This is a genomic window from Pseudomonas sp. EU05-FHT14B02 (genome assembly GCF_058791055.1).
Window position 1 is genome coordinate 64,435 of record NZ_JBYTDD010000015.1, and the last position, 13,357, is coordinate 77,791.

General features: G+C 60.9%; 9 protein-coding genes. 2 read left to right on the top strand and 7 right to left on the bottom strand.

All coding sequences use genetic code 11. From position 1 onward, the window contains the following. Positions 1-73: 73 nt before the first annotated feature. Complete coding sequence (azu, locus tag AC3WTM_RS15470; RefSeq protein ID WP_102669261.1) at positions 74-520, bottom strand: azurin; 447 nt, start codon at positions 518-520, stop codon at positions 74-76. 344 nt (positions 521-864) lie between these two features. Between azu and AC3WTM_RS15475 the strand changes: the two genes are divergently transcribed. Both AC3WTM_RS15475 and AC3WTM_RS15480 read left to right on the top strand, forming a co-directional pair. Beyond that, a complete protein-coding gene (locus tag AC3WTM_RS15475; protein WP_102669262.1) occupies positions 865-1,452 on the top strand; it encodes a cytokinin riboside 5'-monophosphate phosphoribohydrolase in 588 nt (195 codons plus the stop codon). Between the two features lie 68 nt (positions 1,453-1,520). After that, a complete protein-coding gene (locus AC3WTM_RS15480) occupies positions 1,521-1,700 on the top strand; it encodes a hypothetical protein (protein WP_007973286.1) in 180 nt (59 codons plus the stop codon). A gap of 160 nt (positions 1,701-1,860) precedes the next feature. Here AC3WTM_RS15480 and AC3WTM_RS15485 read toward each other — a convergent pair whose 3' ends face one another. The 6 genes from AC3WTM_RS15485 to rplI form a co-directional block, all read right to left on the bottom strand. After that, positions 1,861-2,751: a transglutaminase family protein gene (locus AC3WTM_RS15485; protein WP_102669263.1), complete on the bottom strand. Its 891-nt coding sequence runs from the start codon at positions 2,749-2,751 to the stop codon at positions 1,861-1,863. Next, the gene (locus AC3WTM_RS15490; protein ID WP_102669264.1) at positions 2,751-5,237 is read right to left on the bottom strand and encodes a circularly permuted type 2 ATP-grasp protein; all 2,487 of its coding nucleotides are present in this window, start codon (positions 5,235-5,237) and stop codon (positions 2,751-2,753) included. The genes AC3WTM_RS15485 and AC3WTM_RS15490 overlap by 1 nt, the downstream gene beginning before the upstream one ends. Before the next feature lie 88 nt (positions 5,238-5,325). Beyond that, a complete protein-coding gene (locus AC3WTM_RS15495; RefSeq protein ID WP_102669265.1) occupies positions 5,326-8,598 on the bottom strand; it encodes a transglutaminase family protein in 3,273 nt (1,090 codons plus the stop codon). 296 nt (positions 8,599-8,894) lie between these two features. Beyond that, a complete protein-coding gene (locus tag AC3WTM_RS15500; RefSeq protein WP_102669266.1) occupies positions 8,895-11,198 on the bottom strand; it encodes a YgiQ family radical SAM protein in 2,304 nt (767 codons plus the stop codon). A 188-nt stretch (positions 11,199-11,386) separates the two neighbouring features. Further along, entirely contained in the window at positions 11,387-12,784 is a 1,398-nt protein-coding gene (dnaB, locus tag AC3WTM_RS15505) for a replicative DNA helicase (protein ID WP_007915846.1), read from the bottom strand. A gap of 122 nt (positions 12,785-12,906) precedes the next feature. Further along, positions 12,907-13,353, bottom strand: coding sequence for a 50S ribosomal protein L9 (gene rplI / locus AC3WTM_RS15510; RefSeq protein WP_007973276.1), 447 nt, complete (start codon positions 13,351-13,353; stop codon positions 12,907-12,909). Between the last annotated feature and the right edge of the window lie 4 nt (positions 13,354-13,357).

Here is a 13,357-nt window from a genome sequence, read left to right on the forward strand (position 1 = left end):
GCTCCCACAGGGACGGTGGTGTCCCTGTGGGAGCGTGGCTTGCCCGCGATGAACGATAACGCGGTGGTCAGACTTACTTCAGGGTCACAGTTCCTTTCATCATCGAGATGTGGCCCGGGAACGAGCAGAAGAAACCGTATTTTTCAGCAGCGTCGAGCTTGGACACATCGAAGGTCACCGAGTCGGTTTCCTTGGCGCCGATGATCTTGGTGTGGGCGATCACGCGGGCATCGCCTTCCTTCAGGTAGTTCTTGTCGATGCCAGCGCTCAGGCCGTCGGTGGCGATCGGCTGCATGTCGGCCTCTTTGCTGATCACCAGGTTATGGCCCATGACGTTCTTCGGCAAGCTGCCGGAATGCTTGAGTTCCACGGTAAACGTCTTGCAGCTCTTGTCGATTTCAATGGCCTTCGTGTCGAAAGACATCTGGTCGGTGGAGTCGACGGTGACTTTGCACTCTGCAGCCATCAATTGGCTGCTGGCCAGTGTCAACAGGGATACCGCAACAAGTTTGGCAAACATGGTGAATCTCCAAGGCAGGGTTAAGGAAATCGCGAATAAACAGAAGACTGCCTGAAAACTTCGCAAGTTCATATGACTTGAATCAAAAATTGTATACAACTTTCGCGCTATGGCACCGATGCGAAATATCTACCGGCCAAGTGTCTGGCCCGGGCCTATCATCAGGCCGTCCCCCTTCAAATGGAATGTCTGTCATGTCGATCAACAGCTTGTTGTGCAGTTTGCTGGCCGCCTACGCCTGCGGCGCCAGCGGCACGTACGAAACCCCGGAACACCAAGTCTAGCCCTTGGAGTGCCGTGCGCCTGCCTTTACTCTGTGACCCTGATCGACCAAGGAGCAAGGCATGTCTTTAACATCCGTTTGTGTATTTTGTGGTGCCAGCACCGGCACCAACCCGGCTTACCGCGAAGCAGCCGTGACCCTTGGCCGGGCGTTGGCCGAGCGCAAGCTGACCCTGGTGTATGGTGGTGGCGCCGTGGGCTTGATGGGCATCGTCGCCGATGCGGCCCTGGCGGCCGGCGGTGAAGTGATCGGCATCATCCCGCAAAGCCTCAAGGACAAGGAAATCGGCCACAGTGGCCTGACACGCCTGGAAGTCGTCGATGGCATGCACGCGCGCAAGGCGCGGATGGCCGAGCTCAGCGATGCCTTTATCGCACTGCCCGGCGGCCTTGGCACCCTCGAAGAGCTGTTCGAAGTCTGGACCTGGGGCCAACTCGGCTACCACGGCAAACCGCTGGGTTTGCTGGAAGTGAATGGTTTCTACAGCAAATTGACGTCTTTTCTTGATCACATCGTCGGCGAAGGCTTCGTTCGCGAGCAGCACCGTGACATGCTGCAAGTGAGCGAATCGCCGCAAACCCTGCTCGATGCTCTGGATGCCTGGCAACCGTCCATAGCGCCAAAATGGGCCGAGCAAAAACCCAGCTAACGGCTCGGCTCCGATACAGGGCAGAATATGCGCCGCTCAACCTCACCTTCGACCCCAGAGGATCGCCCATGGCTAAACCTAATTATTCCTTCGCCAAACGTCAGAGAGACTTGGCCAAGGAGCAGAAGAAAGAGGAAAAGCTTCAGCGCAAGAAAGCTACAGCTGAAGAAGCGGCACTGAACCCTGAGGGTGAAGTGGCGGCAGAAGACGATGTTGATGCACCGAAAGACTCGGCGCCCGACGCCTGAGAACCTCCGGGCCGGTTGATCTGATCCGGCCCACCGGATCTGTGTCCCGTGTAGGAGCGAGCTTGCTCGCGAAGATATCGAAGACAGCGCGTTTTTCCAGACAGGACGCGTCATCGTTGACGTCCATCGCGAGCAAACTCGCTCCTACAGTGGATTGTTGTTAATCCAGCGGCATCACCGTTACCCGAACTTCCGGGTCGTGGTTCCCCCCCCCAAGAATCACCCCCCGCAACGGCGACACATCGGAAAAATCCCGGCCCCAGGCCAGGGTGATGTGCTCCAGTGCCGGTTGCACATTGTTGGTCGGATCGAAATCCACCCACCCCAGCACCGGGCAAAACACTGATACCCAGGCATGGGAGGCGTCGGCGCCGATCAGTCGTGGCTGGCCAGGTGGCGGTTGGGTCAGCAGGTAGCCGCTGATGTAGCGCGCGGCCAATCCACGGGAGCGTACGCAGGCGAGCATCAGGTGGGCAAAGTCCTGACAGACCCCGCGCCGACGCTCCAACACTTCTACCAGCGGCGTCGCGACTTGGGTCGCTTCGGCGTCGAAGGTAAATTCGCTGAAGATTTTCTCCATCAACGCCTGAACGCCGAGCAACAGCGGCCGCCCCGTCGGGAAGCAGCTCTCGGAAAACTCGACGAAGTTGCGCTTTAGATGCACGTAAGGTGATTCGAAGCGGTAACGACAGGCTTCAAGCAATTCGGGCGACAGTGGCTGACTGCTGTAAGTCAGCGCGCTACGGGTGTCTTCCCATGCGGGTGAAAGATTGAAGTCCAGCACGGGCCGGGGAAGTACCTCGATCGTGAGGCTGGCATTGACCAGCAGCTCATCATGAGGACGTTCAAACGCCAGCCGGGTCAGCGGATTGCCGAATACATCCAGTTCATCGCGTCGCGAGGTCGGCTGCGGACTGATCTGCAATTGCCGGTCGGTGCAGCGCTGCCAGGCACAAGGCCGCGGCCACAAATGCGCCAGTTGCTGGGCCAGGGACACCGGGCTGTCGTAGTGATAATGAGTGTCGTGGAAAATCTGATAGTGGGCGCTCATCAGACAGACACCGTGCGCTGGCTGACATCGTCGACATGGGCGAAATGCCGCAGCGCCAGGCGATCGGAAACTTGCCCGCTGGCGTCAGCGATCTCTTGCAGCAGCGCGGCCAGCCCCTCGATGGCAGCGCGAACACTCGCGTCGCCGAACAGTGGGTTTTCCAGGCAGCCCAGATCGAATCGCGCCAGACGCTCGACCAATTGCGGCAGCGCTGCTTCACGCGGCACGCCAAAGTCATCGTTGAGGCGTTTGAGTGTGCGGGTCACCAGTTTCAATTGGAACAACACGGCGTGAGGGTTCTGCTCGTCGAGCAATAGCAGGTCGAGCACCGGGATCAGCTGCGCCACCGCCAGGTATCGAGAACGGTAAGTGATGCTGCTGTTGCCCAGTTCCAGCAACCACTCCAGCCCGGCCTGATCGAAAGCCCCGACGCCCCGCAGGAACGCCGCTAGGCTGCCGCTGAGAAATTGCAGGCGTTCGATTCGCCGACCAATCATCAGGAAACGCCAGCCTTCATCCCGGGTCATGTCGTCCAGGGCAAAGCCGGACAGCGCCGCCAGGGACATCACCAGACGATTGAGAAAATCCAGCAACTCACCGAAATCCGGCTCTTCGGTTTCCAACTCCATGGCTTCGCGCTGCAACTCCACCAGCGCCTGCCAGTTTTCCCGCGAGAGCTTGCCGCGCACCTGCGAAGCAGCCCACTGCAAGCGTTGCAGGTTGGAACGCAGGCTGAACGGCCAGTCATCGCCGAGCAACGCCGTCAACAGGCGCTCCGGCAACTCGCCCTCTTCGGGCAGCAGCATCAGCCGCTCACCGAGGTCCACCGCTGCCTGCAGGGCTTGCGGGTCGTCGCCGTCGACATAGCGCGCCAGCATGATGCGCAGCAAACGGGCACTGTCGTCGCAACGCTCGCAGTAACGACCAAACCAGAACAGGTTTTCCACCACCCGCGACGGCAAGTATGGATCGCGCCGCACCAGGTCATGCACACCGATGTTGCGTTGGGCCTTCCATTGTTCGCCGCTAGGCGCACGCTCGCCCAACACCCAGGTGTCTTTACTGGCGCCGCCGCGCTGCATCGACACCACTTCGGCATCGGCTTGGGCGGCAACCCGGGTCAAGCCACCGGGCAGCACCCGATATCCCTCGCGGCTGGCCACTGCATACACGCGCATGCCGATGGCACGGGGTTGCAGTTGACCGTCTTCGGCTTGCCAGATCGGCGCCTGGGACAATTGCGCAAGTTCTTGCGCCACATAGGCATAAGGACGTGCCTGCATGCGCTCTGCGAGCTCGTTGCGCTGTTTATCACTCAGATCACGGCCAAATACCGGTGCAAAGCTCTGGGACGGAAACGCCGGCTTGATCAGCAACTCTGGAAGTTTCTCCAGGGCCTGGGCCAGAACCGGCGCTTCACCGCACCACCAAGTGGCGATGGACGGCAGGATCAGTTCTTCGCCAAACAGGAATTGATTGATCTTCGGCAGAAAACCCAACAAACCCGGCGATTCCAGCACACCGCTGCCGAGGGCGTTGGCCACCAGCACCCGCCCCTGCCGCACAGCCTCAAGCAGGCCAGGCACGCCGAGGGCGGAGTCGGTTCGCAGCTCCAGCGGATCGCAGAAGTCATCGTCGAGCCGGCGCATGATCGCGTGGACCCGCCGCAGGCCACTCAGGGTCTTCAGGTAAACCGTGGCATCGCGCACGGTCAGGTCGCCGCCCTCCACCAGCGGATAACCGAGCTGACGAGCCAGATACAGATGTTCAAAATAGCTTTCGTTGAAACGCCCCGGTGTCAGCAGCACCACCAACGGTGCGTCTCCGTCACTCGGGGCCTGACGGACCAGGGTTTCCTGCAAGGTGCGGAAGAACCCGGCCAGGTGCTGCACTTTCAGATCACGGTACAGCTCGGGAAAGGCCCGGGACACAATCGTGCGGTTTTCCAGCGCATACCCGGCTCCCGAAGGCGCCTGGGTACGATCCGCCGTCACCCACCAACGGCCATCGGGTGTGCGCGCCAGATCCACGGCATACAGATGCAGAAAGGCTCCGTCAGGCGGACTGATGCCCTGACAGGGCCAAAGGAAGTTGTTGTGACCGAACACCAGCTCGGCGGGCAGCAGACCTTCGGCGATCAGCCGTTGCGGACCGTAAAGGTCAGCCAGCACGGCATTGAGCAACCGCGCCCTCTGAGCGATGCCGGCCGACAACTGTTGCCACTCGTCAGCCGCGATGACATGGGGCAGCAGGTCCAGCTCCCACGGCCGGTCCGCGCCCTTGGGGTCGGCATAGACGTTATAGGTAACGCCGTTTTCCTGAATCTGCCGGGTCAGCAGGGCCTGACGCTGCACCAGTTGTGCCGGCGTGCTGCGTTGCAACTGTTCGAACAGCCGGCGCCAGTGCGGGCGCACGGCGCCACTGTCGTCGAACAGTTCGTGATAGGTGCCCGCCGTCAGCGGGTAGCGGTCTAGCAGGTCAGGCATGGAAAGCTCGGCAGACAGCAATGAACGGTCAGACTAACGCAGGCTCGTGACGCCCGGATATACGAAAAATCCGAGCGTCGCGTACGGTTTAGAAACGTCGCAAATCGAGTGTCATCGGCAACTCGTCGCTGATTTCCAGATTGGGTACAGGAAATTTTCCCGGCGTGTGTCCGATGCGGAAAAAGCGCGCCATTCGCCGGCTCTCCGCTTCGTTGGCATTCACCGGCAAACTGTCGTAGTTGCGCCCGCCCGGATGGGCGACGTGGTACTGGCAACCGCCCAGCGAGCGCTGCATCCAGGTGTCGAGCAGGTCGAACACCAGGGGCGCGTGGACCGCAATGGTCGGTTGCAGGCAGTTAGCCGGTTGCCAGGCACGGAATCTCACGCCCGCGACGAATTCGCCTACACGCCCGGTGGGCTGCAATGGCACCGGAATGCCGTTGCAGGTCAGCAGATATCGCTGGGGCGGCAAGCCGCTGAGCTTGACCTGCAAACGCTCCAGTGACGAATCCACGTAACGCACCGTACCGCCCATGGCGCCCTCTTCACCCAGCACGTGCCAGGGCTCGAGCGCCTGGCGCAGTTCCAGCGCAATGCCGCTGACGGCGTAGTCGCCAACCTTGGGGAAACGGAATTCGAGATGCGCGGCGAACCATTCGGCCCGCACCGGATAACCGGCGGCGTTGAGATCGACGATGACATCGGCGAAGTCTTGTTCGATAAAGTGCGGCAACAGGAAGCGATCGTGCAGTTCCGTGCCCCAGCGCGCGAGCTTCGGCGGTGCATAGGGCTTGCGCCAGAACCGCGCAACCAGCGCCCGCAGCAACAATTGTTGCGCCAGGCTCATGCGCGCATGGGGCGGCATCTCGAACGCACGTAGCTCCAGCAATCCGAGGCGCCCGGTGGCACCGTCCGGCGAATAGAGTTTGTCGATGCAGAACTCGGCGCGGTGGGTGTTGCCGGTTACATCGATCAGCAGGTTGCGCAGCAGTCGATCCACCAGCCATGGCGGGCACTCCTCACCCGCTTCAGGCATCTGCGCGAAGGCGATTTCCAGCTCGTACAAGGCATCGTTGCGCGCCTCATCGACCCGCGGCGCCTGGGACGTCGGGCCGATGAACAATCCGGAAAACAGGTAGGACAACGACGGATGGTTATGCCAGTAGCTGATCAGGCTGCGCAGCAGATCCGGGCGACGCAGAAACGGCGAGTCCCCCGGTGTCGCGCCACCGAGCACGAAATGGTTACCACCGCCCGTGCCGGTATGGCGGCCATCGATCATGAATTTTTCGGTAGTCAGCCGAGTCTGGCGCGCTTGTTCATAGAGGAATTCGGTGCGCTCAACCAACTCATCCCAGGTCGCAGACGGCTGCACGTTGACCTCGATCACCCCCGGGTCCGGGGTGATGCGCAAGTTGCTCAGGCGAGGATCGCTCGGCGGCTCATACCCCTCCAGCAACACCGGGCACATCAGCTCTTCGGCGGTGGCTTCGATGGCAGCGACCAGTTCGAGGTAATCCTCGACCCGCTCCAGCGGCGGCATGAACAGGTACAAACGGCCTTCCCGCGCCTCGGCACAGAACGCCGTGCGGGTCAGCCAATCGGCGGATTCGTCGATCTTCGGTGCACGGTCTTCTGCGACGGCTGCGCCTTGGCTCTGAAGCTGCCCTGTGTCGGGCAGCGGCGGGAAGTCCTGATTCGGGTCCTGCGGATAAATGAACGGATACTCCGCCGCCTTCACCCAAGGCTGCGAACCCAGCGGCAAGCGATAACCGAGTGGAGAATCCCCCGGCACCAGACGGCAGTGCTCGTCGCGCAGATACCAGCGCCCGCTCTGCCACTGGTCGCCCTTGGCGGTGCGCGCCAGCGGCAGAACCTGGCCGATGACCTTGTCCAGGCCTTGACTGAAGACCTTGCGCAGGCGCTTACGCTCCAAAGGCTCTTCCAGGCGTGAGTCTTCGGCGCTGACGTTTTGCGGCAACATTCCTTCGCGCCAGAGGTAATAGAAATTGTCTTCGTAGGCTGGGAACACAAAGCGTGTCGGAATCTTCAAGCGTTCGGCGACACTCGCCAGAAAACGCCCGGCCAGCGCACCGTCGGCGCCATAATCCTCCTGCTCGTCGGCGATCAGCGCGCTGTTGTGCCAGATCGGCACGCCGTCACGGCGCCAGTAGCAATTGAGCGACCAGCGCGGCAGTTGCTCGCCGGGATACCACTTGCCCTGCCCGAAATGCACCAGCCCCTGGGGCGCGTAGTGCTTGCGCATGCGCTGGAACAGTTCGGCGGACAACCGTCGTTTATCCGGCCCCAGTGCCGCGGTATTCCACTCGGCGCCGTCCGGGTCATCGATGGACACAAAGGTCGGCTCGCCGCCCATGGTCAGGCGTACATCGCCTTCCAGCAAGTCAGCATCGATCCGTCGGCCCAGGGCCTGGATCGCCAGCCACTGATCGTCGCTGTAGGGCTTGGTGACCCGCGGTGCTTCCCAAATCCGCTCCACGGACATTTCGTGGCTGAATTCGCACTCGCAGGGTTCCACCAAACCACTGATCGGCGCCGCAGAGGACGGATCGGGACTACAGGCCAATGGAATATGTCCTTCACCGGCAAACAGTCCGGAGGTCGCATCCAGGCCGATCCAGCCGGCACCGGGCAAGTACACCTCGCACCAGGCGTGCAGGTCGGTGAAATCCACGTCGGTACCGGACGGACCGTCGAGACTTTTGACGTCGGCGGTCAGCTGGATCAGGTAGCCCGACACAAAACGCGCCGCCAGCCCCAGGTTGCGCAGCAGTTGCACCAGCAACCAGGCGGAGTCGCGACACGAACCGGAGGCCTGGTCGAGGGTGTGCTCAGGTGTTTGTACGCCGGGCTCCATGCGGATCAGGTAGTCGATGTCTTCGCTCAAACGCTGGTTGAGCGCGACGAGAAAGTCCACGGCGGGTAACGGTGTGCGGTCGATGCCGTCCAGGTAGGCCTTGAACTTCGGCGTCACGGGCAGGGTTTCCAGGTACGGCGCCAGCTCCTTGCGCTCATCCGCGGCATAGGTGAAGGGGATTTTTTCCGCGTAGGGTTCGAGGAAGAAGTCGAACGGATTGAAGATCGCCATTTCGGCCAGCAGATCGACTTCAATTCGCAATTCTTCGGTTTTTTCCGGGAACACCAGCCGCGCCAGGTAATTGCCCTGAGGGTCCTGCTGCCAGTTGATGAAGTGCTGTTCGGGGGAGACTTTCAACGCATAGGACAGAATCCGCGTGCGGCTGTGGGCGGCGGGACGCAGGCGAACGATCTGCGGGCCGAGTTCGACAGCGCGGTCATAGCGGTAATGCGTGACGTGGTGCAATGCGACATGAATCGACACGGCGTGCCTCCTGCGAGCCTTGAGCGTATGGGAAAGCGCGCAAGACTTATGCCATCCAGCAATGCTGGCGCTTTCTTCGGTTGCCTGAGGCAGTACAGCACCAAAATCGGGCGATGCGGGAAAATGGTTTGGCACAGGTGCACGTAAATGTGGCAACCAGCCAGAAATTGGTTGGCAGTTCCGGCCTCTTCGCGGGCTTGCTCGCGAAGAGGCCATTGGTTCCAGCACAAATGGTTGAACCCTGAAACGCAAAACGCCAACCCGAAGGTTGGCGTTCTGTTCAGTTCAAGCGAGGCTTAGCGCGGCACGACCGGCTTGCGGGTCGGCTTTGGCCCTTTGCCTTTGGCCGCATCCTTGCGTTCCTTGGCCGCCTGCTGGTTGCGGGCGAACGCCGCCGCCTTGGCCTGTTCGCGCTTGTCCCACGGGTTGCCGCCATCGCTGGCACGCGGTGGCAGGCCGGTGTGCTGGGTCAGGATCTTGGTGGTCTTTTCCCCTGCAACCTTATGGCTGCCCGCCGGCGTCGAGTTCTTGCGACGGGCGCTCTGGTAGCTGTCGGTCGACGGCTGATGCAAAGGAATCAACTGGTTCTTGCCCGGCCCGATCAGGTCGGCGCGGCCCATGCGGGTCAGTGCCTCACGCAGCATCGGCCAACCTTTCGGGTCGTGATAACGCAAGAACGCCTTGTGCAGTCGGCGCTGTTCCTCGCTCTTGACGATGGTCACCGCGTCACTCTTGTAGGTGACCTTGCGCAGCGGGTTCTTGCCCGAGTGATACATGGCGGTGGCGGTGGCCATCGGCGACGGGTAGAACGCCTGCACCTGGTCGGCACGGAAGCCGTTGCCCTTGAGCCACAGGGCCAGGTTCATCATGTCTTCATCGGTGGTGCCCGGGTGGGCAGCGATGAAGTACGGAATCAGGTACTGCTCCTTGCCCGCTTCCTTGGAGTACTTCTCGAACATGCGCTTGAACTTGTCATAGCTGCCGATGCCCGGTTTCATCATTTGGTTGAGCGGACCTTCCTCGGTGTGTTCCGGGGCGATCTTCAGGTAGCCACCGACGTGGTGGGTCACCAACTCCTTGACGTACTCCGGCGACTCGACCGCCAGGTCATAGCGCAGGCCGGAAGCGATCAGGATCTTCTTCACACCCGGCAATTCACGGGCACTGCGGTACAACTGGATCAGCGCCGAGTGGTCGGTGTTCAGGTTCGGGCAGATGCCAGGGAACACGCACGATGGCTTGCGGCACGCGGACTCGATTTCCGGGCTCTTGCAGGCAATGCGGTACATGTTCGCGGTCGGGCCGCCGAGGTCGGAGATCACGCCGGTAAAGCCCGGAACCTTGTCACGAATTTCTTCGATTTCGCGAATGATCGACTCGTGGGAACGGTTCTGGATGATCCGGCCTTCGTGCTCGGTGATCGAGCAGAAGGTGCAGCCGCCGAAGCAGCCACGCATGATGTTCACCGAGAAACGGATCATATCGTAGGCCGGGATCTTCTCCTTGCCATACGCCGGGTGCGGAATGCGCGCATAAGGCATGCCGAACACGTAGTCCATTTCTTCGGTGGTCATCGGAATCGGTGGAGGGTTGAACCAGACGTCCACTTCGCCGTGCTTCTGCACCAGTGCACGGGCGTTGCCCGGGTTGGTTTCCAGGTGCAACACGCGGTTGGCGTGGGCGTAGAGCACCGCATCGTTGCGGACCTTTTCCACCGACGGCAAACGGATAACGGTCTTGTCGCGGGTCATGCGCGGGCTGGCCAGGATCTGCACGACCTTGGCTTCCTGCGGATCTTCAACCGGACCTTTTTCCTGCTCGATGGCGCAGGCCTGGGTGTCCTGGGTGTTGACGTACGGGTTGATGATCTTGTCGATCTTGCCCGGACGGTCGATACGCGTGGAGTCGACTTCGTACCAGCCTTGCGGCGTGTCACGACGGATGAACGCGGTGCCGCGCACGTCGGTGATGTCCTCGATCTTGTGACCGTAGGACAGGCGCTGGGCGACCTCGACGATGGCCCGCTCGGCGTTGCCGTACAGCAGGATGTCGGCGCTGGCGTCGATCAGGATCGAGTTGCGTACACGGTCCTGCCAGTAGTCGTAGTGGGCGATGCGGCGCAGGGACGCTTCGATGCCGCCGAGCACGATCGGCACGTGCTTGTAGGCTTCCCTGCAGCGCTGGCTGTAGACCAGGCTGGCGCGGTCCGGACGCTTGCCGGCCAGGCCACCCGGCGTGTAGGCATCGTCGGAACGGATTTTCTTGTCTGCGGTGTAGCGGTTGATCATGGAGTCCATGTTGCCGGCCGCGACACCGAAGAACAGGTTCGGCTCGCCGAGCTTCATGAAATCGTCTTTGGACTGCCAGTTCGGCTGGGCAATGATCCCGACGCGGAAGCCCTGGGACTCCAGCAGCCGGCCGATGATCGCCATGCCGAACGACGGGTGGTCGACATAGGCATCACCGGTGACGATGATGATGTCGCAGGAATCCCAGCCGAGCTGATCCATCTCCTCCCTGCTCATGGGCAGGAACGGCGCTGGCCCGAAACATTCGGCCCAGTACTTGGGATAGTCAAATAACGGCTTGGCTGCTTGCATGTCGATAACCGGTGTTGGCTTTCATTGAATTTCGCGGGCGCGGAATATAGCACAAATTTTGACCAATTCCGACGGCCATGGTCGGAAATTGCGGCGACCCCATCGCGAGCAAGCTCGCTCCCACAAGTTCGGTGTGATTCTTGTGGGAGCGAGCTTGCTCGCGATGAGGACCGATCAGACGCTACAAATTATTCGTCATCATCGAAATTGTAGCTACCCGGCGCCAGGTTCTCGAAACGGGTGTACTTGCCGATGAACGCCAGGCGGATAAAGCCGATCGGGCCGTTCCGCTGCTTGCCGATGATGATCTCGGCAATGCCTTTGTGCTCGGTTTCCGGGTGATACACCTCGTCGCGATAAACGAACATGATCACGTCGGCGTCCTGCTCGATCGCTCCGGATTCCCGCAAGTCGGAGTTCACTGGACGCTTGTTCGGCCGCTGCTCCAGGGAACGGTTGAGCTGTGAGAGCGCGACCACCGGGCAGTTGAATTCCTTGGCCAGGGCTTTCAGGGATCGGGAGATCTCGGAAATCTCGTTGGTCCGGTTGTCACCGCTGGAGCCCGGGATCTGCATCAGTTGCAGGTAGTCGATCATGATCAGGCCGACATCGCCGTGTTCGCGCACCAGACGGCGGGTCCGGGCGCGCATTTCCGACGGGCTGATGCCGGCGGTATCGTCGATGAACAGCTTGCGGTCGTTGAGCAGGTTGACCGCCGAGGTCAGGCGCGGCCAGTCGTCATCTTCCAGCTGGCCGGAACGGACCTTGGTCTGGTCGATTCGCCCCAGGGAAGACAACATACGCATGATCAGCGATTCACCTGGCATCTCGAGGGAGTAAACCAGGACGGCCTTCTCGCTGCGCAACACGGCGTTTTCCACCAGGTTCATCGCAAAGGTGGTTTTACCCATGGATGGACGGCCAGCGACGATGATCAGGTCGGACGGTTGCAGGCCGCTGGTTTTCTCGTCGAGGTCCGTGTAACCGGTAGACAGGCCAGTGATGGCGTTGTCGGTGTTGAACAGGGTGTCGATGCGGTCGATGGCCTTGGTCAGCAGGTCGTTGACGCCCACCGGGCCACCGGTTTTCGGTCGGGCCTCGGCGATCTGGAAGATCTGCCGTTCAGCCTCGTCGAGAATCTCGGCGGCAGTGCGACCCTCAGGGTTGAACGCGCTGTCGGCGATTTCGGTACTGATACCGATCAACTGGCGCAACGTCGCCCGTTCGCGAACGATCTGCGCATAGGCCTTGATGTTGGCGACGGACGGGGTGTTTTTCGCCAGTTCACCGAGGTAACCAAGGCCACCGACTTGCGAAGTCTGACCTTCCTTGTCCAGTTGCTCGGACAGGGTCACGACGTCGATCGGCATGTTCTGATCGGCCAGCTTGGCGATCGCACGGAAAATCAGGCGGTGGTCATGTCGATAGAAGTCGCCGTCGGAGACTTGATCGAGCACACGCTCCCAAGCGTTGTTGTCCAGCATCAGACCACCGAGTACAGCCTGTTCGGCTTCGATGGAATGCGGCGGCACTTTCAGCGCGGCGGTTTGCAGATCGTATTGCTCAGGAGCGGAGATATCGTTCATGGCCACTTGGTTCTTGGTGATAAAAAGCAGTAGTTTCAGAAAGACAAAGGGCACGACCTGTAAACAGGATCGTGCCCGATGTTACCGGCAAGCACCCGAGGGTGCCAGCCGACAAGTGCTGCTTAAGCTGCTACCACGACAACGCGTACGGTGGCTTCAACTTCGGCGTGCAGGTGCACGGCTACGTCGAATTCGCCTACGTTGCGGATGGTGCCGTTCGGCAGACGAACTTCGCTCTTCTGCACTTCAACGCCGGAGGCGGTCAGTGCGTCAGCGATGTCGTGAGTACCGATCGAACCGAACAGCTTGCCTTCGTCGCCAGCGGTGGCAGTGATGGTCACTTCCAGCTCGGCCAGTTGGGCAGCGCGGCTTTCAGCCGATGCTTTGCGATCTGCTGCAGCTTTTTCCAGCTCAGCGCGACGCTCTTCGAACGCAGCCAGGTTGGCTGGGGTCGCAGCGGTAGCTTTGCCGTAAGGCAGCAGGTAGTTACGACCGTAACCAGCCTTAACGTTCACTTTGTCACCCAGGTTGCCCAGGTTGGTGACTTTTTCCAGAAGGATCAGTTGCATGTGA